Raw genomic sequence first — 21878 nt, 5'->3', positions numbered from 1 at the left:
AAACGCCCGGTTACATTCCGAACCCGGAAGCTAAGCCTTACAGCGCCGATGGTACTGCAGGGGGGACCCTGTGGGAGAGTAGGACACCGCCGAACTCCTTGTATAGCTCCGGCTCTTGGGCACACTGCCCGAGAGCCGGAGCTTTTTTGCGTTGAGGTAGGGTCAGGGGGCATCGTTGGCTCATTCCCACAGGAGGCCCCCGGGTGGAGGTCCAGGAGACCCGCGTCCAGACAGACCGGGTCCTCACCATCCCGAACATCCTCAGCATGGCGCGCCTTGTCGGTGTGCCCGTCTTTCTGTGGCTGATCCTTCGACCCGAGTTCGGTGGTCCGAAGAGCGATGGCTGGGCGCTCCTCGTGCTGATGCTGAGCGGGGTCAGTGACTATCTGGACGGTAAGCTCGCACGGCGCTGGAACCAGATCAGCAGTCTTGGCCGGCTCCTCGATCCCGCGGCCGACCGGCTCTACATTCTCTCGACTCTGGTCGGTCTGACCTGGCGCGAGATTCTGCCGATCTGGTTGACCGCTGCACTGCTGGCGCGAGAGCTGGTTCTGTTGGTGATGGTGGGTATCCTCAGGCGTCACGGGTATCCGCCGCCGCAGGTGAACTTCCTGGGGAAGGCCGCTACCTTCAACTTGATGTATGCCTTCCCGTTGCTCCTGCTCAGTGACGGAAGTGGGTGGCTCTCGTCACTCGCTGCTATTTTCGGATGGGCGTTCGCAGGATGGGGTACAACGCTCTACTGGTGGGCAGGAGTCCTCTACGTGGTACAAGTCCGCCGACTGGTTCGTGCGGACGCCATGGCCGATTGAGCTCGCCGGTTGGGCAGCTGTAGTGGCTCGATGGCCCGCGTCGGCAAAGTGCGGGACAATCTGGACGGGTGAAGTCGGCTAGACCGTCGTCTCTTCAAGGAGGACGCTTCCGACATGAAGGCCGTCGTGATGGCCGGAGGCGAAGGCACACGCCTTCGCCCAATGACCTCAAGTATGCCCAAGCCGCTCCTGCCAGTGGCCAATCGGCCGATCATGGAGCACGTGCTTCGGCTGCTCAAAAGGCATGGGCTCAACGAGACAGTCGTAACTGTCCAGTTCCTCGCCTCACTCGTCAAGAACTACTTCGGTGACGGCGAGGAGCTCGGGATGGAGCTGACCTATGCCAATGAGGAGAAGCCACTCGGTACCGCCGGAAGCGTCAAGAACGCCGAAGAGGCGTTGAAGGATGACACTTTCCTCGTCATCTCCGGTGATGCCCTGACCGACTTCGACCTCACCGAGCTGATCAATTTCCACAAGGAAAAGGGTGCGCTCGTCACTGTCTGCCTGACGAGGGTGCCGAATCCACTGGAATTCGGTATCACCATCGTCGACGAGGAGGGCAAGGTCGAGCGCTTCCTCGAGAAACCGACCTGGGGACAGGTCTTCTCCGACACCGTGAACACCGGCATCTACGTCATGGAGCCCGAGGTCTTCGACTACGTCGAGGCCGATGTCTCCGTCGACTGGTCCGGTGATGTCTTCCCCCAGCTGATGAAGGAAGGCCGGCTGGTCTACGGCTACATCGCCGAGGGCTACTGGGAGGACGTCGGTACGCACGAGAGCTACGTGAAGGCGCAGGCCGATGTCCTGGAGGGCAAGGTCGACGTCGAGCTGGACGGTTTCGAGATCTCACCGGGAGTGTGGGTCGCGGAGGGCGCCGAGGTGCATCCCGATGCCGTGCTCCGAGGGCCGCTCTACATCGGGGACTACGCCAAGGTCGAGGCCGGCGTGGAAATCCGCGAGCACACCGTTGTCGGCTCGAACGTCGTCGTGAAGAGCGGGGCCTTTCTGCACAAGGCCGTGGTGCACGACAACGTGTACATCGGCCAGCACTGCAATCTGCGCGGCTGTGTCATCGGGAAGAACACCGACATCATGCGCGCGGCCCGGATCGAGGACGGGGCGGTCATCGGCGACGAGTGTCTCGTCGGTGAAGAATCGATCATCCAGGGGAACGTGCGCGTTTACCCGTTCAAGACGATCGAGGCCGGCGCCTTCGTCAATACCTCGGTGATCTGGGAATCCAGAGGGCAGGCGCATCTCTTCGGCGCCCGTGGAGTCTCCGGAATCCTCAACGTGGAGATCACACCCGAGCTGGCGGTGCGACTGGCCGGTGCCTACGCGACCACCTTGAAGAAGGGGTCCACCGTCACCACCGCTCGCGACCATTCCCGTGGTGCCCGTGCGCTGAAGCGGGCCGTCATCTCCGCGCTGCAGGCCAGCGCCATCGACGTACGGGACCTGGAGAACGTACCGCTGCCGGTGGCGCGACAGCAGACCGCTCGCGGGAGTGCCGGCGGGATCATGATCCGGACTACGCCCGGGGTGCCTGACTCCGTCGACATCATGTTCTTCGACGGGCAGGGGGCCGACCTTTCGCAGGCGAGTCAGCGGAAGCTGGATCGGGTGTTCGCGCGGCAGGAATACCGGCGGGCGTTCCCCGGGGAGATCGGGGATCTGCATTTCCCGGCCAGTGTGTTCGACTCGTACACCGGGTCGTTGCTGCGGAATGTCGATACGATCGGGATCGCGGAGTCCGGGCTCAAGGTTGTCGTGGATGCGTCCAACGGCAGTGCGGGGCTTGTGCTGCCCAGTCTGCTCGGGAAGCTCGGTGTCGATTCGCTGACCATCAATCCCGGTCTCGACGAGTCGAGGCCGACGGAGTCTGCGGACACCCGGCGGTCCGGGATGGTGCGGCTCGGGGAGATCGTGGCGTCGGCGCGTGCCGCCTTCGGAGTGCGATTCGACCCGGTGGGCGAGCGGCTTTCGCTCGTCGACGAGAAGGGGCGGATCATCGAGGACGACCGGGCGCTGCTCGTCATGCTGGATCTCGTGGCCGCCGAACGCCGTAGCGGGCGGGTGGCGCTGCCGGTGACCACTACCCGTATCGCTGAGCAGGTGGCCGCCTATCACGGGACCCAGGTCGAGTGGACGACCACGTCGCCCGACGATCTGACCCGGGTCGGGCGTGATGAGACGACCATCTTCGGCGGGGACGGGCGCGGTGGGTTCATCGTGCCGGAGTTCAGCAGTGTGTTCGACGGATCGGCAGCCTTTGTACGGCTCATCGGGCTGGTCGCGCGGACGCAGCTCACGCTCAGCCAGATCGATGCCAGGATTCCGCGGGCGCATGTCCTGAAGCGGGATCTGGCGACTCCCTGGGCCGTCAAGGGCCTTGTCATGCGGCGGGTTGTCGAGGCGGCCGGAGAGCGGTTCGTCGACACGACCGACGGGGTGCGGGTGGTCGAGACCGACGGGCGGTGGGTGATGGTTCTGCCCGACCCGGCGGAAGCCGTCACGCATCTGTGGGCCGAGGGGCCCGACGACGCCTCCGCTCAGGCGCTGCTCGACGAGTGGGCGGCCGTTGTGGACGGCGCCGGTCGCTGAATCGAGGTCCACGCGCGCGTGCCGGACAGTAACCCCCAATGGGGCCTGTCCGGCACGTCGGTGGGGCCGTTCGGAGGCAGTGGTCGCGACGTGGGACGATGTGCGGCATGCCGCAGCAGCCCCCCGTTCGGAGCATCCCCACGAGCCGTTCCCGCCCGGACGCGTCCATGTCGCTGCTCACCAACGTCATGGACCACAGCCTCGACGAGGGGTATGCCGAGGCGGCCGAGCGGAAGAAGGCCGCGGGCGACGGTGGTCTGCCGAAGTCGCTCAGGGCCAAGCTGGGCCTGGCCGCAGGGCTGGTGCTCGCCGCTCTCGTGGTGACCGTGGGAGCCGCGCAGGCGCGGGTGGCGGCGCCCGCGATCGCCAAGGAGCGCGAGGAACTGATCGACCGCATCGACCGCGAGACGGAGGCGGCCGACAAGCTGGAGAAATCGGTCGACCAGCTGCGCGACGATGTCAGCGCGCGTCAGCGTGCTGCGCTGAAGTCGGGTGGCGGCAGCGAACAGGCCGACCTGGTAGGCATTTTGTCGGGTGCGACCGAGGTGCACGGACCGGGTGTGAAGCTCGTCGTCGACGACGCCAAGGAAGCCAGCAGCGACGCCGGCGGGGACGCGCGGGAGACCTCCGGGTTCTCCGACACCGGGCGGGTGCGCGACCGGGACATGCAGCGGGTCGTCAACGGGCTCTGGCAGTCGGGCGCCGAGGCCATCGCGATCAATGGGCAGCGGCTGACGGCCCTGTCGGCGATCCGGGCCGCGGGAGACGCGATACTGGTCGACAACAAGCCGCTCGTGCCGCCGTACACGGTGCTCGCGGTGGGGGACGGCAAGCGGCTGAGCAGCAAGTTCCAGGACAGCGCCGACGGACTGTATCTGGCCGCGCTGCAGGAGAACTTCGAGATCCGGACCAGCATTTCCGTGGAGAGCGACCTCCGGCTGCCCGCCGCGCCGAGTGTGATCGTACGCACAGCACAACCGAGTACAGAGACAGAGAAGGGCACATCGTGATCGCGGTACTGGGCCTCGTCGTGGGAGTCGTGGCTGGATTGTTGGTCCGGCCCGAGGTTCCGGCGGTCGTCGAGCCTTACCTTCCCATCGCTGTCGTCGCGGCCCTGGACGCCGTGTTCGGCGGTCTGCGGGCCATGCTCGACGGCATCTTCGACGACAAGGTCTTCGTGGTGTCGTTCCTGTCGAACGTCGTCGTGGCCGCGCTGATCGTTTTCCTGGGCGACAAGCTGGGCGTGGGTGCCCAGTTGTCCACCGGTGTGGTCGTGGTCCTCGGTATCCGCATCTTCTCCAATGCCGCGGCGATCCGCCGGCACGTCTTCCGGGCCTGACGCCGATGAGCGACAACGACAAGAGCGGCGCCGGCGACAAGCAGGCCGACGCGGGCGAGAACCGGTTGCGCGAGGAACTGCCCGAAGAGGTCTCTCCGGCGCCCTCGGCGGCCTCGGACGCGCAGGCCGTGGACGTGACGGCCGGCGAGGCGCCGGGACCGTCCCTGACCGGCCGTCAGCGGCTGGTGAACGGGCTGTGGCCGCTGCGGGTGACCCGGGCCCAACTGATCGTCGCCCTGCTGCTGTTCGGGCTCGGATTCGGGCTTGCGGTGCAGGTCGCGTCCACCAGCGACAGCGACGGGGCCCTGCGCGGTGCGCGTCAGGAAGATCTTGTACGCATCCTCGATGAACTGGATGACCGTACTCAGCGTCTTGAGGACGAGAAGCAGGGTCTCGAAGATCAGCGGACCGAGTTGGAGAACAGCTCGGACCAAGCTGAGGAGGCCCGTAAGCAGACGGTCGAGAAGGAGCGGCAACTGGGCATCCTGGCGGGCACGGTGGCTGCGCAGGGGCCCGGGATCACGCTGACCATCGAGGACACGAAGGGGACGGTCGAAGCCGACATGCTGCTCGACGCGATCCAGGAGTTGCGTGCGGCCGGTGCCGAGGCGATCCAGGTCAACGGCGTACGGGTCGTCGCGGGAACCTTTCTGGCGGACGAGGACGGCGGGGGAGTGAGCGTCGACGGGAACAAGATCGACGCTCCCTATCGTTTCAAGGTCATCGGCAAGCCACAGGACCTCGAACCGGCGCTCAACATCCCCGGGGGTGTGGTGCAGACCCTGGAGAAGGAGCAGGCCACCGTCACCGTGGAGCGGGCGGACAAGATCGTCGTGGACGCCTTGCGAGCGGCGAAGCAGCCTGACTACGCTCGGTCGTCCTCCCAGTGAACCGGGGGTGCATGGGGGCTGTCCGGGGAGGGCATGAGGTTGCGGGGGGTCGGCGCACCGAATGGGTGGTGCGTGGTGGAAACTGTCAGGTGGAGACGGACGTTGTGAGGATGTCCGGGTCGACCGGTAGGTGCAGTCAGGGTTCGTCCTGCCCCACGGGCGGGTCTGTTTCGGTCAAGGGGAATCGCCCGTGAAGTTGTTTGCGAAGTTGTTCGGCAAGAGCGCGCGAGAGGGCAGCGACAACGCGACCGCCCGCCATCGCGCACAGCCCGACGCGGAGGGCCAGCGCCCTCTGTTCCGGGACCAGGTCGGCGGTCCGGGCGGTGACGTTCCGGGAGGTCAGGGCGCGCCGTCTGTTGACCCTGCCCAGTCCGGGCGCATAGGTTTCGGGGAACCGTCAACCTCAAGTACGGGTGGAGAGTTTTCCTCCGACCCATATGCGTCCAATGCCCCGGCGGGGCAGCCGCGGCAGGAGGATCCGTCGATGTCGGCCCTTGTGTGTACGAGGTGCGGTAACCGCAACGCGGAGAACAGCCGCTTCTGCTCCAACTGTGGTGCGCCGCTGCGGGCCGGGGTCACTCCCGAGCGTCCGTCGGAGACGACGTCCACGATCTCCATCTCCGGTATCGAGGCGTACGACGCCGAGGTCACCGGGCAGACGCAGATGCCGATGCTCTCGCCCGAGGCGCAGGCCGCGGTGGACGCCCTGCCGCTCGGGTCGGCGCTTCTGGTGGTGCGTCGTGGCCCGAACTCGGGCAGCCGCTTCCTGCTGGACGGTGAGCTGACCACGGCCGGGCGTCATCCGCAGAGCGACATCTTCCTGGACGACGTGACCGTGTCGCGTCGTCACGTGGAGTTCCGACGGGGCCAGGACGGCCTGTTCACCGTCGCCGACGTGGGCAGCCTCAACGGCACGTACGTCAACCGTGAGCGGATCGACCAGGTCGGTCTGAACAACGGCGACGAGGTGCAGATCGGCAAGTACCGGCTGGTGTTCTACGCGAGCCAGCGGGGCTACTGACCCTCCTCCGGACCGAGTCCGGAGGGACCCCAGGGAAGGTCCATGCTTCAAACACCGAGCGGCGGTGCCGGCCACGGCATCGCCGCCGCGGACAGTGGGCTGATGAGCATCGGCACAGTGCTGAACGTGCTGCGCGACGAGTTCCCCGAAGTCACCATCTCCAAGATCCGTTTCCTGGAGTCGGAGGGGCTCATCGAGCCGCAGCGGACCCCTTCGGGGTACCGCAAGTTCAGCCCCGAGGACGTCGAGCGCCTCGGCCATGTCCTGAGAATGCAGCGGGACCACTATCTGCCCCTCAAGGTGATCAGGGAGTACCTGGACGCCATGGAGCGCGGGGAGGCCGTGTCGCTCCCCACCGTGGGCCGCCAGCGGGACGGTGAGCCGAGCCTGGAGCCCGAGGGGCCCACAGCCGTCCGGATCGGCCGGGCGGAGCTGCTCGCCGCCGCCGGGATCGGTGACGAGGAACTCGAGGAGTGGCAGTCGTACGGGCTGGTCGCTCCGCTGCCCGACGGGGCGTACGACGCGGAGACGGTGACTGTCGCCGCGCTCGTCGCCGAGCTGGGGCGGTTCGGGATCGAGCCACGGCATCTGCGGGTGATGAAGGCCGCCGCCGAACGTGAGGCAGGCCTGGTCGACCAGGTGGTGGCCCCGCTCAGGCTCCACCGCAATCCGCAGACCAGGGCCCTCGCGGAGGCCCGCAGCAAGGAACTGGCGGGGCTCACGGTGAAGCTGCACGCGGCCTTGGTGCGGATCGCGCTGGGAGTGCGGCAGCCCTGAGCGGAAGGGGCCGCCGGAGGGCGGATCGGCCACCCGTTCCGTGCTCGACTACCCAAACGTCCCGGGCACGGCCTAGGGTTGCTGTGTGAACGAGCTCGATGTCGTAGGTGTCCGGGTCGAAATGCCCTCCAACCAACCGATCGTGCTTCTGCGGGAAGTGGGAGGCGACCGCTACCTCCCCATCTGGATCGGACCGGGGGAGGCGACGGCGATCGCCTTCGCCCAGCAGGGCATGGCCCCCGCGCGACCGCTGACGCACGACCTGTTCAAGGACGTGCTGGAGGCCGTCGGCCAGGAGCTCACCGAAGTGCGCATCACGGACCTGCGCGAGGGTGTCTTCTACGCGGAGCTGGTGTTCGCCAGCGGGGTCGAGGTGAGCGCGCGCCCGTCCGACGCCATAGCGCTGGCGCTGCGCACCGGGACGCCGATCTACGGCAGCGACGGAGTGCTCGACGACGCCGGGATCGCGATCCCGGACGAGCAGGAGGACGAGGTGGAGAAGTTCCGCGAGTTCCTCGACCAGATCTCCCCCGAGGACTTCGGGACCAACAGTCAGTGAGCCCTGACGGCGACGGTTGACGAGGCTCGGGCGGCTCCACGGACCTGGTGGTCGGTGGAGCCTGACTTTTGCCCGGTGACGTCACGGATGATGGCAATTGCCAGCGGCGTGTGAGAGCGTCGTGCGGCCCATGCGGAGCGCATTCGGCTAGCCTTTCCCCGCGGTGGGGTACGGGAAACCACTCCTAGGGTGATTATCACTCGGCGTGCCGAGTGTGGCGATCGTTGACGCACCCCTGGTGACTGCCTACCGTCGAGAAGGCAGGTCAAGGACGGAGGTCGGCGTGAGAAGCAGCGGCGACGGTACGGCTGGGGGTGCCCCCGGACGCGGTCTGGGGGAGAGCGGCCCGTACCCGCTTCAGGGCAGCGCGGCCGATCACGTTCCGCGGCGGCCGACGGCTGTAGCAGGCGGCGGAGGGGCGACATCCATGGCGTCCGAGGAGATCGGCTACCGCGGTCCGACGGCGTGTGCGGCGGCCGGCATCACTTACCGCCAGTTGGACTACTGGGCGCGCACCGGGCTGGTCGAGCCGAGTGTGCGGCCCGCTCACGGGTCGGGGACGCAGCGGCTCTACAGCTTCCGGGACGTTGTCGTCCTGAAGGTCGTGAAGCGCTTTCTCGACACCGGTGTCTCGTTGCAGAACATCCGTACGGCGATCCAGCATCTGAGGGCGTGCGAGTTCCGGGATCTGGAGCGCCTGACGCTGATGAGCGACGGCGCGACCGTCTACGAATGCACGTCCCCCGACGAGGTGCATGCGCTGCTCCAGGGCGGGCAGGGCATCTTCGGCATCGCCGTCGGTGTGGTGTGGCGAGATGTGGAAAGCGCTCTCTCGCAGCTGCACGGGGAGCGCGTCGACACGGGCGAGACGCTTGTCGGGCACAACCCGGCGGACGAGCTGGCGCGGCGGCGCAACCGGGCGGTCTGACCGGCCCCGCCTCGGCGTTCCGGGGCGTTGTCAGTGGCGTAGGGCAGCATCGGACATGTGAGAAACGCGCCCACGATCCTGCATCTCGACATGGATGCCTTCTTCGCCTCGGCGGAGCAGGCGTCCAAGCCGAGTCTGCGCGGGAAGGCCGTGGTCGTGGGCGGGCTGGGGCCGCGCGGGGTGGTCGCGACGTGTTCGTACGAGGCCCGGGTGTTCGGGGTCCACTCCGCGATGCCGATGGGCCAGGCGCGGCGACTCGCGCCGAACGCCGCGTATCTCGTGCCGAGGTTCGGGTTCTACCGGTCGATCAGCGAGCAGGTCATGGCGCTGCTGCGGGCGCTGTCGCCGCTGGTGGAGCCGCTCAGCCTGGACGAGGCGTTCGTGGACCTGGAGGCCGGGGGAGCGGCCTGGGACGAGGCGTCGGCGCGGCTGGCCGGGGCGAAGCTGCGCGCTGACATACGGGCGGTCACGGGGCTCACGGGATCGGTGGGTCTCGCCGCGTCCAAGATGCTTGCGAAGATCGCCTCCGAGCAGGCCAAGCCGGACGGACTGGTGCTGATCGAGCCCGGGACCGAGCGGGCGCTGCTCGGGCCGATGTCGGTGCGGATCCTGCCCGGGGTCGGGCCGACGACGGGCGACCATCTGCGGCGGGCGGGCATCAGTACCGTCGACGAGCTGGCCGAGGCGGGCGAGGACGAACTCGTACGGCTGCTGGGGAAGGCGCACGGGCACGGGCTGTACGCGATGGCGTTGGCGCACGACGAGCGGTCCGTGGTGGCCGAGCGGGAGACCAAGTCCGTGTCGGTCGAGGACACGTACGACGTGGACATCCATGACCGGGTCCGGGTGGGGACGGAGGTGCAGCGGCTGGCGGACCGGTGTGTGCGGCGGCTGCGCGGGGCCGGGCTGTCGGGGCGGACCATCGTCCTCAAGGTGCGGCGGTACGACTTCTCCACGCTGACCCGGTCCGAGACGCTCCGTGGGCCCACGGACGACCCCGGGGTGGTGCGGGAGGCGGCGGCCCGGCTGCTGGAGTCCGTGGACACGACGGGTGGTGTGCGACTGCTCGGGGTCGGGGTGAGCGGCCTCGCCGACTTCACGCAGGAGGATCTGTTCGCCCAGGCCGCCGGGGAGTTGGCGGCGCTGGAGTTGGTGGAGGAGGCCGAGCACGAGGGTGGTGAGCAGCAGGAGGTGCTGCCCGTCGAGCGGCACTGGACGACCGGGCACGACGTGCGGCATGCCGACTTCGGACACGGGTGGGTGCAGGGGAGTGGGCTCGGGCGGGTGACCGTGCGGTTCGAGACGCCGGACTCGGAGCAGCCGGGACGGGTGCGGACGTTCCGGACCGACGATCCCGCGCTGGAGCCGGCGGATCCGCTGCCGCTGGTGTCCTCCGGGCCGCGAAGACCCGACGGTCCGGACGAGGGACCGACCGGTCAGGAGTCGTCCGAGCCTGCCAGCTTGCCGAAGTCGTGGTCCGGGAACGGAGGAGGGGGCGCCACGTCGAGGCCGTAGTGGTGGTAGAGCTGGAGTTCCTGTTCCGGGGAGAGGTGGCGGCCCACGCCGAAGTCGGGGGCGTCCTTGATCAGGGACCGTTCGAAGGGGACGCGCAGTGTGCCGTCGATCAGTTCGCTGGGTTCCAGGGGCACGAAGGCGTCCCTGCTGAACAGCCCTGTCCGTATGGCCGCCCACTCCGGCACGCCCGTCGCGTCGTCGAGGTAGACCTCGTCGATCGTGCCGATCTTGGTGCCGTTGCGGTCGAAGGCCTTGCGGCCGATCAGGTTGCGCGGATCGATGTCGGTCTGCACGGCGGGCCCTCCGTATGGTCGCAACTCATCCGTAAGCACTACAAAAGAGCACATCGGGGCAGGTGGCCACTCGAAGGTCTGTGCGTGGAGCCGCTGATAGGCTGGCCAATGGCTGCTGACCCTGTGCGGGAGAGTCCTCCGGAACCTCGGAGGCGCCGAAGGAGCAACTCCTCCCCGGAATCTCTCAGGCCCCTGTACCGCACGGACGAGGTCACTCTGGAAAGCAGGGCGGAGGACATGGTCTCCGCTCTCACCGACGGTGAAAGCCGGGACGTCAGCGCGTTGGCAGCCCGGTGAAGCTCTCAGGTCGAGATGACAGAGGGGGAGGCCGTTCGGGCACCCGTGCCGTGGTGCCCCTCGAAGGTCGCTAACGACCAGGAGGCCTCCGTAATGACCGCCCATCGCACTTCGCTCGCCGTACTCGAACAGGGCACGCCCTTCGAGCGGCGCCACATCGGGCCCGATCGCGAGGACCGGGCCAAGATGCTCGCGCAGGTCGGATACGGCTCGCTCGACGAGCTGACGGCCGCCGCGGTCCCGGATGTGATCAGGAACGCCGACGCGCTCGATCTGCCGGGCGCCCGCACCGAGGCCGAGGTACTGGCCGAACTGCGATCGCTGGCCGACCGGAACCAGGTGCTCGGGTCCATGATCGGGCTCGGGTACTACGGGACCTTCACCCCGCCGGTCATCCTGCGGAACGTGATGGAGAACCCGGCCTGGTACACCGCGTACACGCCGTACCAGCCGGAGATCTCGCAGGGGCGCCTCGAAGCGCTGCTGAACTTCCAGACCATGGTCGCCGACCTCACCGGGCTGCCCACTTCCGGCGCCTCGCTGCTCGACGAGGGCACCGCGGCCGCCGAGGCCATGGCCCTGTCCCGACGCATGGGCAAGAACAAGAAGGGCCTCTTCCTCGTCGACGCGGACGCCCTGCCGCAGACCGTCGCGGTCATCCAGACGCGGGCCGAGCCGGTCGGTGTCGAGGTCGTCGTCGCCGACCTGAGCGCGGGCATCCCGGACGACATCGCGGGGCGCGAGATCAACGGCGTGCTGCTTCAGTACCCGGGCGCCTCCGGAGCCGTACGGGATCTGAAACCCGTCGTCGAGCAGGCGCACGGGCTCGGTGCCGTCGTCACCGTCGCCGCCGATCTGCTGGCCCTGACGCTGCTCACCTCGCCCGGTGAACTCGGCGCGGACATCGCGGTCGGGACGACCCAGCGGTTCGGGGTGCCGATGGGTTTCGGCGGGCCGCACGCCGGATACATGGCCGTGCGTGAGCAGTTCGCGCGCAGTCTGCCCGGGCGGCTCGTGGGTGTCTCCGTGGACGCGGACGGGCACAAGGCGTACCGGCTCGCCCTGCAGACGCGCGAGCAGCACATCCGCCGCGAGAAGGCGACCAGCAACATCTGTACGGCCCAGGTCCTGCTGGCCGTCATGGCAGGCATGTACGCCGTGCACCACGGGCCCGACGGGCTGCGGACCATCGCCCGGCGGACCCACCGGTACGCCACGATCCTGGCCGCCGGGCTGACTGCGGGCGGCGTCGAGGTCGTCCACGGGGCCTACTTCGACACGCTCACCGTGCGGGTGCCCGGGAAGGCCGGTGAGGTCGCCGCCGCCGCGCGTGAGCACGGGGTGAACCTGCACCTCGTCGACGCGGACCGGGTGTCCGTCTCCTGCGACGAGACGACCACGCGGGCCCACCTGGGCGCCGTATGGACCGCGTTCGGGGTCGAGGGCGACATCGAAGCACTCGACGCGGGCGCCGAGGACACGCTGCCGGAGGCGCTGCTGCGCACCGACGACGTACTCACGCACCCCGTCTTCCACCAGTACCGCTCCGAGACCGCGATGCTGCGCTACCTGCGTCGGCTCGCCGACCGTGACTACGCGCTCGACCGGGGCATGATCCCGCTGGGCTCCTGCACCATGAAGCTCAACGCGACCACCGAGATGGAGCCGGTCACCTGGCCCGAGTTCGGGCAGCTGCACCCCTTCGCGCCCGCCGAGCAGGCGCAGGGCTATCTGACGCTCATCCGGGAGCTGGAGGAGCGGCTCGCCGAGGTCACCGGGTACGACAAGGTGTCGCTCCAGCCGAACGCCGGTTCGCAGGGCGAGCTGGCCGGGCTGCTCGCCGTACGCGGATATCACCGTGCCAACGGCGACGAGCAGCGGACGGTCTGTCTGATTCCGTCGTCCGCGCACGGGACCAACGCGGCCAGTGCCGTCATGGCCGGGATGAAGGTCGTCGTCGTGAAGACCGCCGGGGACGGCGAGATCGACGTCGAGGATCTGCGGGCGAAGATCGAGCAGTACCGGGACGAACTGTCGGTGCTGATGATCACGTACCCGTCCACGCACGGGGTGTTCGAGGAGCATGTCGCCGACATCTGCGCCCAGGTGCACGAGGCCGGCGGGCAGGTGTACGTCGACGGGGCCAACCTCAACGCGCTGGTGGGGCTCGCCAAGCCGGGGCACTTCGGGGGCGATGTCTCGCATCTGAATCTGCACAAGACCTTCTGCATTCCGCACGGTGGCGGCGGTCCCGGAGTCGGGCCGGTGGGCGTGCGGGCGCATCTCGCGCCGTATCTGCCCAACCACCCCTTGCAGCCCGCTGCCGGGCCCGAGACGGGCGTGGGGCCCATCTCGGCGGCGCCCTGGGGTTCGGCGGGCATTCTGCCGATCTCGTGGGCGTACGTCCGGCTGATGGGCGGTGAGGGGCTCAAGCGGGCCACGCAGGTGGCCGTGCTGAGCGCCAACTACATCGCCAAGCGGCTGGAGCCGCACTACCCCGTGCTCTACACCGGGCCCGGCGGGCTCGTCGCGCACGAGTGCATCATCGATCTGCGGCCGATCAGCAAGGCCACGGGCGTGAGCGTCGACGACATCGCGAAGCGGCTGATCGACTACGGCTTCCACGCGCCGACGATGTCCTTCCCGGTGGCCGGGACGCTGATGATCGAGCCGACCGAGTCCGAGGACCTGGGCGAGCTGGACCGGTTCTGCGAGGCGATGATCGCCATTCGCGGGGAGATCGAGAAGGTCGGCGCGGGCGAGTGGCCGGCCGACGACAACCCGCTGCGGAACGCGCCGCACACCGCGGCCGCGCTCGGCGGGGAGTGGAAGCACGCCTACACGCGCGAGGAGGCGGTCTTCCCGGCCGGGGTCTCGGCGGCCGACAAGTACTGGCCGCCGGTGCGCCGGATCGACCAGGCCTTCGGTGACCGGAACCTGGTCTGTTCCTGCCCGCCGCTGGACGCTTACCAGGAGTAGTCGACCCCGGACACACGTCGGGGCCGGTTCGCAGCGAGTGTCTGCGGGCCGGCCCCTCTTTGTCTGTTCAGTTGTCCGGGCAGTCGCGCCTCTTGAGGTCGGGAGGCTGCCCGTCGTGCGTGGCCGTCAGGCGGCCGTCATCACCGGTCCGGCGCCCGCCGGGCGGTGCGGGGCGATGATCTGGCCGTCGGGCAGTAGCTCACCGGTGTCCTCGAAGAGGAGGACGCCGTTGCACAGCAGGCTCCACCCCTGTTCCGGGTGGTGCGCCATCAGTCGGGCGGACTCCCGGTCGGTGGAGTGGGCTGTCGGGCACGGTGGCTGGTGCTGGCACATTGATGGGATCTTTCGCTCTGTCGTGGAGTGTGAGATGGCTGTGGAGTCTGTCCTGCGGCTCGAAGCACTGTTCATGGCCGCCCCCGTTGGGAAAGTCGGTTCGAAACCAGTGTTGCTCTACGGGCGTCAATCCGCAGGGATTTAGCCGCACCGCTTCTCACAGGTTCAAGACGCATCACCCGGGCGGACGGTTCAGCCCAACTGGGCTGTCCCTTTGGGTGGTTCTTGGGGGCCGGAAAGGGCTAGTCCGGACGGCTCACAAACCCTTAATGGCTCGTACGAGCGTAATGGCGCGCGAAAGAGCGACGTACCCCGCTGCCGGGAATTCGGCGGCGGGGTACGCGGGAATACGGAGAGTGCCGTGCCGTGTGCGCTCAGGCGGGAGAACTCAGCAGCGGGGCCGGAGTCACCCGATGGGTCAGGACCGGGAGCAGTTCGGCGACCCGGTGCGGGCGGTGGGCGGCGATGCCGGGCGGGGCCGGCGCCAGCGGGATGAGCAGGTCGGTCGAGGCGGGGTGGCCCTCGGCCGCGTCGGCGGTGCTGTCGCCGTGCAGCCAGAGCGTCAGCATGTACAGCTCGGGTACGGACAGGAGGCGGGCCTGGTAGGGCTGCTTCATGGTCTCGGCCTGGCGCAGGGCGCGCTCGGTGGAGGCGATGTAGGGGCCTTCGAAGAAGTGCGAGAAGGCCCAGCCGTCGGGGGTCAGCATGGTCTCCGCCGCGGCCACCGCGCGGTCGCCGCAGCGGATCAGGAAGCGCCACCCGGTCAGCCGGGTGGTGGGGGTGCCCGCGGGGGTGATCCGGTCCAGTACGTGTACGGGCAGAGGGAGTTCGGGGGTGGCGGGTCCCTGGGCGGTGCGCAGGGCCGGGGTGCGTGCCTCACGGACCGCGGTGGGGGAACCGAGTGCCGTGAGGATGGTGCGCAGTGCTGGCGCGGGAGCCGGGGGGACATGCAGCGGCATGGTGGGACGCCTCTCATTCGACAGGCAGGGTGGCGCGAGGGCGGGGGCGGACGGCGCTGTCAGCTCTCGAAGTCTCTCGGGGTCAAAGAGGCGGGGCCGATGCGCTGGCGGGGGTGCGGCCTGCCGCACGTCACCTGGACGGCAGGACCCAGGACCTGGGCGCCGACTCTCTGCCTTGTTCGCGGAGTTTATACGACACGTGTTCTGACTGTGTTTCGTCTAACCGTTTCCCGCGTGAAGAGCAAGGGTCTATTCGGTCGGCGTTGTGTGGCGTTTCCACCGATCCCCGGCCGGTCGTACCGCGATGACCTCGGTATACGCGCCGGAGGCGGTCGGCCAATTGTCGTCGGCGTTTTTCACGAGTTCGCAAGTGCGCGAAACTGTCGACTCGTTTGTCCGCACAAAGTCTGTCTCGCCATGCCGGGCGAATGTGCCTCCGGTCATTTGGGCCAGCGTAGCGGCCCGCGGGCGCGCGTGGGACGTTATCAATCACGCTGGGTGGGCATCATCCCACGTGACCCGGGACATCGGTGGCCGGATCTTCGGCCTGCCCATTCGAGGAAGGGACGCTTCGATGGGGGAGAAGGTCGTGGCGGGGCAGTTCGACCTGTCCGATCGGCAGCGCTACCGCACCAAGCTCCGGCAGTGCCTGACGGGGCTGGAGCGGCTGCTGGCCGACAAGCGGTTCGACCGCCCCAAGAATCTGCTGGGCCTGGAGATCGAGCTGAATCTCGTCGGGCCCGACGGCATGCCGAAAATGATGAATGCGCAAGTACTTGAAAGGATCGCGAGCCGAGATTTCCAAACAGAACTCGCCATGTTCAATCTGGAAGTCAACATCGCCCCCCATCGGCTCGACGGTCGGGTTTTCGACCGGCTCGCCGAGGAACTCCGTACGTCACTGGCATATGCGCACCGGAAGGCGAAGGAGGTCGAGGCGGGGATCATGATGATCGGCATTCTGCCGACGCTCGACCGGGACGACCTGGTCTCCTCCAACCTCTCCGACGTCGACCGCTACACCCTGCTCAACGACCAGATCGTGGCCGCCCGCGGTGAGGATTTCACGCTCGACATCGACGGGGTGGAGCGCCTTTCGTGCACGTCGAAGTCCATTGCCCCGGAGGCCGCCTGCACGTCTGTGCAGCTGCATCTCCAGGTCACTCCGGCGCGGTTCGCCGATGTGTGGAACGCGGCGCAGGCGATCGCCGCCGCGCAGGTCGCGGTCGGGGCCAACTCGCCCTTCCTGTTCGGCCGTGAGCTGTGGCGCGAGTCGCGGCCTCCGCTGTTCACCCAGTCCACGGACACGCGTCCGCCGGAGCTGCAGGCGCAGGGCGTACGGCCGCGCACCTGGTTCGGGGAGCGGTGGATCTCGTCGGCGTACGACCTCTTCGAGGAGAACCTGCGCTACTACCCGGCGCTGCTGCCCATCTGCGACGACGAGGATCCGCTGGGTGTCCTCGACGAGGGCGGGGTGCCGAAGCTGGGCGAGCTGGTGCTGCACAACGGCACCGTGTACCGCTGGAACCGCCCGGTCTACGGCATCGCCGACGGCGTACCGCATCTGCGCGTCGAGAACCGAGTGCTGCCCGCCGGGCCCACCGTCACGGACGTCATCGCCAACGCGGTCTTCTACTACGGGCTCGTTCGGGCGCTCGCCGAGGAGTCGCGGCCCGTGTGGACCCGGCTGCCCTTCGAGGCCGCCGCCGCCAACTTCGACGCGGCCTGCCGGCACGGCATCGAGGCGCGGTTCCAGTGGCCCCGGGGCGGCCGGTTCGGCGGCATCGCGGAGGTCGACGCGGTGCATCTCGTACGGGACGAACTGCTTCCGCTCGCCGAGGCCGGCCTCGACGCGTGGGGGGTCGAACCCGCCGACCGGGACCTGTACCTCGGGGTGATCGAGGAACGGTGCCGGCGGCGGGCCAACGGGGCGTCCTGGCAGGCGGCCACCTTCCACCGGGCGCTGGAGAAAGGGCTGCCCCGGGACGCCGCGCTGTCCGCGACGACCCGGCGCTACAGCGAGCTGATGCACCTCGGGGAGCCGGTGCACACCTGGCCGGTGGGGCTCCCGGAGCGGGTGCCTCTCGGGTGATGCCGGGACGTCCGGTCCGGCCTCCGGGCTCCCGGGCCCGGTCCTCGGGCTCCGGCCCCCGGCTTCTGGGCTCCGGCCCCCGGTCCTCGGGCTTCGGCCTCTGGCCTCCGTGCTTCGACCCCCGGGTCCTCGGGCACCGGCTTCTGGCCCCCGGCCCCGGTCCCCGGTCCTCGGTCTTCGGGTTTTGGCCCCCGGCCTTTGGCCCCCGGCTTTGGCCCCCGGGCTCCGGCCCTCGGCCCCTGGTCCTCGGGCTCTGGCCTTCGGATTTCGCCCCCCGGATTTCGCCCCCCGGATTCCGGGCCCCGGCCTGCGGGCCCCGGCCTCCGGCCTCCGGATTCCGGATTCCGGATTCCGGATTCCGGATTCCGGCCTCCGGGCTCCGGGCTTTGGGCCCCGGGCTCCGGCCCCCGGCCCCCGGCCCCCGGCCCCCGGCCCCCGGCCCCCGGCCCCCGGCCCCCGGGCTTTGGGCCTCTGCCTCTGGGTTCTGGGCCGGGCCCTGGCTTCCGGGCCCCAGGGGCTCACGCCCCCGGGCCCCGGCTTCAGGGTTCCAGGGGGGGAGCAGGTGGTGGTCAGGTGCCGCTGCCTGCTGCCACTATTGCCTGGAGGATCACCGTGTGGATCTGGGTCGGGTCCGTGACCTCGTAGCCCGAGCCGCCGGTTGCCGCGGCGATCTGTTGGGCTTCCTCGCGGTCGGCCTCCGGGCCCACCGCGATCATGATCAGCGGGACTGGGCGTTCGGGGTTGGTGAGCTGCTGGAGTCTGCGGATCAGGGCGGCGCGCGTGATGCTGCCGGGGTCCTCGTTCACGCCGTCGGTCAGGATGACCAGCGCGTTGAACTTGCCCTTCGCGTACGAGGACGTGGCCGACTTGTATGCGGCCAGGGTCGTGTCGTAGAGGCCCGTCGCGCCGCCCGGGACCGGTTGCAGGTCGCCGAACGCCGTCGAGAGGCGGTCGCGCTGGGTGCCGTTGCCCTTGCGGTCGCCCAGGCGTTCCGTCGGGACCAGGATGCGGTAGTCCTTGGCGCCGTCCAGCTTCGTGGAGAACTCCCACAGGCCGATCTCGTCCTCGGGGGTGAAGGTGGCGAGGGCTTGGAGGAGCGATGCCTTTGTGACGTCCATCCGGGTTCGGGCCGTGCCCGGCACCTGCTCCGCCATGGAGAAGGAGGCGTCGACGACCGTCGTGATCCGGGCGCTCTGCACGGTGATCGTCCAGGTGCCGAGGGCCTCCTGGAGCGCCGCAGCCGTCGCGGGTTCGCCGGCCGCACGCGCGTACGGCTGTGGGGCACGGCCGCCGGCACGGGCGATCAGCGCGTCCGGGGTCTTCTCGTCGTCCGTCCGGAAGCCTCGCTGTTCCAGGAGCTTGTGCTGCTCGGGTTGGCGCAGAAACGTCATGAAGCGGATCGCGGCCCGGCTCTGGTCGGTCGTCAGCCCCGTCCCGTCGACCAGGGTGTACGGGTAGTCGAGCCGGGGCGACCCGTCCTCGGGGTAGAACATGCCGAGGTCCTGCGCCTTGTCCGCCGACGAGTTGTACGCGTACGCCGCCTGCTCCGAGAGGACGAGCGTCCGGTTGCGCCTGGGGTTGCCCTGCTCGGTGCCCGAGGAGTCGCGGGGCAGGGTGTCCAGGACCTGGCCGTCGCTGTCGGAGACGCGCTGCGACAGGGCCTTCATCAGGGCGGCGGCCTGGGTGGCGCCGTCCTTCGTCTTCGCGGCGGCCGTGCCGAGCTGGGTCAGGGCCAGCAGGCCGGTCGCGCTGCGCGCCGGGTCGGCCGCGCCGAGCGCCAGGTCGTCGTTCCCCAGGGTGGCGCCGACCAGTTCCGTCCAGGAGTACGTCTTCCGCGGCCACCCCAGTGCCTTCGCGGCGGCGGGCACCACGGCCAGGCCCACCGGGGTCGAGGCGACGTTCCCGACGGCGGTCACCTGGGTCGCCTTCCCGTCGGCCGTGACCCGCTCGACCCAGACGTCCGAGTCGGGCACCCAGATCTGGGCGTCGGACGTCTTGCCCGCGCGCAGCGCGTCCGCGACCTTGTACGAGTCCCGGGCGGTCACCTCGATGTCGAGGCAGCGCCCGTCGGAGGTGACGCCCTGGTCGCGGGCCCGGTCCGCCGCGGATTCCAGGGCGGGGGCCAGGTCCGGGGAGGCGGCGAGCGCCAGCCGTATCGGGTCGTCCCGGCAGGACGAACCGAAGGACAGCAGACCGGTCTGCACGGCGGCTGCCGTGCCTCCGGCGATGGTGAGGACGAGCGCCGTGGCGATGGCGATCGTGCGGCGGCGGGTGCGTGGACGGGGGTCGCCGGTGCCCGGTTCAGGTCGATCGGGCAAGCTGTGACGTCCCATGACGGTGGGATCCTTCCCTGGTGAACAGAACACATGGCGCGAAACAGCCGTATGAGCTGAATCGGCTGCATGGGCCGTATGGCAGGGAAAGGGGAGGGGCGCCGGGAGCGGCGTCCGCCCCCCAACGGCCTGTCGCGCAGGTTCTTCGCAACTTCTTTCGAGACCCTAGCGGGGCGAGGACGGGGATGCGGCGGGATTGAACAACTGGAGGCAGGAGTGCAGGTGGAGGCGGGCGTGGTGGCTGATTCTTTTCCTGAGGAGCGGCCGTCGCGACGGACACTCCGGGACGAGACGCTGTTGGTTCTGGGGCTTTCGCTCGGTGCGAGCGCTATCTCCTCCTTGATCAGCTTTGTCGGATCGGTCACGAAACCGGGAGGCCTCAAGGACCAGGCGGCCACCCTCAACGCCTCGGCCGCGCCGGGCCGTCCATGGCTGGATCTCGCCTGGCAGCTCTTCGGCATCACGACGTCTCTCGTGCCGGTCGCACTGGTCGCGCACTTTCTGCTGCGCGAGGGGAAGGGGCTGCGGACGCTGGGCTTCGACCGCACCCGGCCCTGGCCCGACCTCGGCCGCGGGGCCGCGATCGCGGCGGTGATCGGCAGCAGCGGAATCGCCTTCTACCTGGCGGCACGTGGTCTGGGCTTCAATCTCACGGTGGTGCCGGAGGCGCTGCCCGAGGTGTGGTGGAAGTACCCGGTGCTGATCCTGTCGGCGGTGCAGAACGCCGTACTGGAGGAAGTGATCGTCGTCGCGTACCTGCTGCGGCGGCTGAATCAGCTGGGGTGGACTCCGGGGACGGCGCTGGTGGCCAGTTCCGTACTGCGCGGGTCGTACCACCTGTACCAGGGCATCGGCGGGTTCATCGGCAACATGGTGATGGGGGTGGTGTTCGTGTACCTCTATCGGCGGTGGGGGCGGGTGGGGCCCCTGGTCGTGGCGCATTCCCTGCTCGACATCGGGGCGTTCGTGGGGTATGCGCTGCTGGCGGGGAAGGTGCCGTGGCTGCCTGTCGCGTGAGCGGCTCGGAGGGGATGGCCCAGGGGTGAGTCAGGGATGGGTCAGGGATGAGCTGAGGGGCGTACGAGGGTTTCGTACGCCCCTTCTGCGTGGCCTGATTGCTTGCTTCAGACGAGCAGTTCGCCGTCGATGGTGGTGACCGCCCGGCCGGTCAGCAGGGTGCGGTCGCCGCGGAGTTCCGTGCGGACCAGGCCGCTGCGGGCGGATGCCTGGAGGCCGGTGAGGTCGGGGCGGCCCAGGCGCTCGGACCAGTACGGGGCGAGGGCCGTGTGGGCGCTGCCGGTGACCGGGTCCTCGTCGATGCCGATGCGCGGGAAGAAGCAGCGCGAGACGAAGTCGTAGCCGTCGGCGGGGTTGTCGGCGCGGGCGGTGGCGATGATGCCGCGTTCCGAGTGGGCGGCGATGCCCTTGAGGTCGGGGGAGAGGCCCAGGACCGTCTTCTCGTCGGCGACCTCGATCAGCAGGTCGTTGATGTTCGGGCCGGTGTCGAAGGCCGTGAGGGGCTCGGCGCCCAGGGCCTCGGCGAGTCCGGCCGGGGGCTCGACGCGGGTGAGCGGGGCGGTCGGGAAGTCGAGGGTGATCGAGCTGTCCTCGCGGGGTGTCGCGCTGAGGACGCCGCTGCGGGTCGCGAATCGTACGGGGCCTGTGTGGGCGCCGGTGGTGTGCAGGACGTGGGCTGTGGCGAGGGTGGCGTGGCCGCACATCGCGACCTCGGCGGTGGGGGTGAACCAGCGCAGGGCCCAGTCGGCGTCGCCGCCCTTGGGGAGGGGGTGGGCGAATGCTGTTTCGGCGTGGTTGACCTCCAGGGCGATGTGCTGGAGGCGGGTGTCGGGCGGGAAGGTGTCGAGGAGCATGACGCCGGCGGGGTTGCCGGTGAAGGGGTGGTTGGTGAAGGCGTCGACGATTCGAATGCGCATGGGGCGACGTTAGGGGGGTGGTGGGGTGGGGGGCCAAGGCCAATTCGGGGGTGCTGGACCTGGTTCGGGGGTGGGGTGCGCGTGGTGAGGGTTTTCGCCCCCGCCGCCCTTACCCGTTCCCATCCCTGGGGGGGGGGCCCCCCCACCCCCCCCCCCCCCGGGGCCCCCCCCCCCCCAAAAAACCCCCCGGGGGGGACGGGGGGGGCC

The 21878-nt window shown here is 69.2% G+C and carries 18 protein-coding genes, 1 rRNA gene and 1 riboswitch; of the genes, 14 read left to right on the top strand and 5 right to left on the bottom strand.

What is annotated here, in order from left to right; all coding sequences use genetic code 11:
• The 11 genes from rrf to ACFYXF_RS51415 all read left to right on the top strand — a co-directional run.
• Positions 1 to 95, top strand: a 5S ribosomal RNA gene (gene rrf, locus ACFYXF_RS51465); the annotation flags it as partial.
• Between the two features lie 108 nt (positions 96 to 203).
• Positions 204 to 812, top strand: a complete 609-nt coding sequence (locus tag ACFYXF_RS51460) for a CDP-alcohol phosphatidyltransferase family protein (RefSeq protein WP_369037525.1) — start codon at positions 204 to 206, stop codon at positions 810 to 812.
• Positions 813 to 926: 114 nt separating this feature from the next.
• Positions 927 to 3422 carry a sugar phosphate nucleotidyltransferase gene (locus ACFYXF_RS51455; protein WP_389361298.1) on the top strand — a complete coding sequence of 832 codons (2496 nt, stop codon included), beginning with the start codon at positions 927 to 929 and terminating at the stop codon, positions 3420 to 3422.
• A gap of 107 nt (positions 3423 to 3529) precedes the next feature.
• On the top strand, positions 3530 to 4432 hold the full coding sequence (locus ACFYXF_RS51450; RefSeq protein ID WP_389361296.1) for a DUF881 domain-containing protein: 903 nt from the start codon (positions 3530 to 3532) through the stop codon (positions 4430 to 4432).
• Positions 4429 to 4761: a small basic family protein gene (locus ACFYXF_RS51445; RefSeq protein ID WP_003988855.1), complete on the top strand. Its 333-nt coding sequence runs from the start codon at positions 4429 to 4431 to the stop codon at positions 4759 to 4761. The genes ACFYXF_RS51450 and ACFYXF_RS51445 overlap by 4 nt, the downstream gene beginning before the upstream one ends.
• A gap of 5 nt (positions 4762 to 4766) precedes the next feature.
• Complete coding sequence (locus ACFYXF_RS51440) at positions 4767 to 5651, top strand: DUF881 domain-containing protein (RefSeq protein WP_389361294.1); 885 nt, start codon at positions 4767 to 4769, stop codon at positions 5649 to 5651.
• Positions 5652 to 5781: 130 nt separating this feature from the next.
• Complete coding sequence (locus ACFYXF_RS51435) at positions 5782 to 6672, top strand: FHA domain-containing protein (RefSeq protein ID WP_389361292.1); 891 nt, start codon at positions 5782 to 5784, stop codon at positions 6670 to 6672.
• Between the two features lie 42 nt (positions 6673 to 6714).
• A complete protein-coding gene (locus ACFYXF_RS51430; RefSeq protein ID WP_389361290.1) occupies positions 6715 to 7449 on the top strand; it encodes a MerR family transcriptional regulator in 735 nt (244 codons plus the stop codon).
• Between the two features lie 85 nt (positions 7450 to 7534).
• The gene (locus ACFYXF_RS51425) at positions 7535 to 8008 is read left to right on the top strand and encodes a bifunctional nuclease family protein (RefSeq protein ID WP_006123076.1); all 474 of its coding nucleotides are present in this window, start codon (positions 7535 to 7537) and stop codon (positions 8006 to 8008) included.
• Between the two features lie 283 nt (positions 8009 to 8291).
• The gene (locus ACFYXF_RS51420; protein WP_389361288.1) at positions 8292 to 8936 is read left to right on the top strand and encodes a MerR family transcriptional regulator; all 645 of its coding nucleotides are present in this window, start codon (positions 8292 to 8294) and stop codon (positions 8934 to 8936) included.
• Between the two features lie 57 nt (positions 8937 to 8993).
• Positions 8994 to 10451, top strand: coding sequence for a DNA polymerase IV (locus ACFYXF_RS51415; protein ID WP_389361286.1), 1458 nt, complete (start codon positions 8994 to 8996; stop codon positions 10449 to 10451).
• Here ACFYXF_RS51415 and ACFYXF_RS51410 read toward each other — a convergent pair.
• Positions 10373 to 10744: a PRC-barrel domain-containing protein gene (locus ACFYXF_RS51410; RefSeq protein ID WP_389361284.1), complete on the bottom strand. Its 372-nt coding sequence runs from the start codon at positions 10742 to 10744 to the stop codon at positions 10373 to 10375. The genes ACFYXF_RS51415 and ACFYXF_RS51410 overlap by 79 nt on opposite strands.
• Before the next feature lie 116 nt (positions 10745 to 10860).
• A riboswitch (glycine riboswitch) is annotated at positions 10861 to 10954 on the top strand.
• Positions 10955 to 11134: 180 nt separating this feature from the next.
• Here ACFYXF_RS51410 and gcvP point away from each other — a divergent pair.
• Positions 11135 to 14020 (top strand): aminomethyl-transferring glycine dehydrogenase, encoded by a 2886-nt coding sequence (gene gcvP, locus ACFYXF_RS51405; protein WP_389361282.1) that lies wholly within the window; start codon positions 11135 to 11137, stop codon positions 14018 to 14020.
• Between the two features lie 126 nt (positions 14021 to 14146).
• Here the strand turns inward: gcvP and ACFYXF_RS51400 are convergent, their stop codons facing one another.
• Positions 14147 to 14353, bottom strand: a complete 207-nt coding sequence (locus ACFYXF_RS51400; protein ID WP_369037515.1) for a DUF5999 family protein — start codon at positions 14351 to 14353, stop codon at positions 14147 to 14149.
• A 374-nt stretch (positions 14354 to 14727) separates the two neighbouring features.
• The gene (locus ACFYXF_RS51395; protein ID WP_389361280.1) at positions 14728 to 15312 is read right to left on the bottom strand and encodes a hypothetical protein; all 585 of its coding nucleotides are present in this window, start codon (positions 15310 to 15312) and stop codon (positions 14728 to 14730) included.
• A 574-nt stretch (positions 15313 to 15886) separates the two neighbouring features.
• Between ACFYXF_RS51395 and ACFYXF_RS51390 the strand changes: the two genes are divergently transcribed.
• Positions 15887 to 17404, top strand: coding sequence for a glutamate--cysteine ligase (locus ACFYXF_RS51390; RefSeq protein WP_389361278.1), 1518 nt, complete (start codon positions 15887 to 15889; stop codon positions 17402 to 17404).
• 569 nt (positions 17405 to 17973) lie between these two features.
• On the opposite strand, the gene ACFYXF_RS51385 is transcribed toward ACFYXF_RS51390, so the two are convergent.
• The gene (locus tag ACFYXF_RS51385; RefSeq protein ID WP_389361276.1) at positions 17974 to 19737 is read right to left on the bottom strand and encodes a substrate-binding and VWA domain-containing protein; all 1764 of its coding nucleotides are present in this window, start codon (positions 19735 to 19737) and stop codon (positions 17974 to 17976) included.
• A 216-nt stretch (positions 19738 to 19953) separates the two neighbouring features.
• Between ACFYXF_RS51385 and ACFYXF_RS51380 the strand changes: the two genes are divergently transcribed.
• Entirely contained in the window at positions 19954 to 20754 is an 801-nt protein-coding gene (locus ACFYXF_RS51380; protein ID WP_389361274.1) for a CPBP family intramembrane glutamic endopeptidase, read from the top strand.
• Between the two features lie 107 nt (positions 20755 to 20861).
• On the opposite strand, the gene ACFYXF_RS51375 is transcribed toward ACFYXF_RS51380, so the two are convergent.
• Positions 20862 to 21671, bottom strand: a complete 810-nt coding sequence (locus ACFYXF_RS51375; RefSeq protein ID WP_389361272.1) for a PhzF family phenazine biosynthesis protein — start codon at positions 21669 to 21671, stop codon at positions 20862 to 20864.
• Between the last annotated feature and the right edge of the window lie 207 nt (positions 21672 to 21878).

The sequence above is a fragment of the Streptomyces sp. NPDC002680 genome (genome assembly GCF_042889145.1).
In the GTDB taxonomy this organism is placed as follows: Bacteria; Actinomycetota; Actinomycetes; order Streptomycetales; family Streptomycetaceae; genus Streptomyces; species Streptomyces adonidis.
Note: the sequence above shows the minus strand (reverse complement) of the source record. Positions and strands in the feature narration are given on the sequence as shown.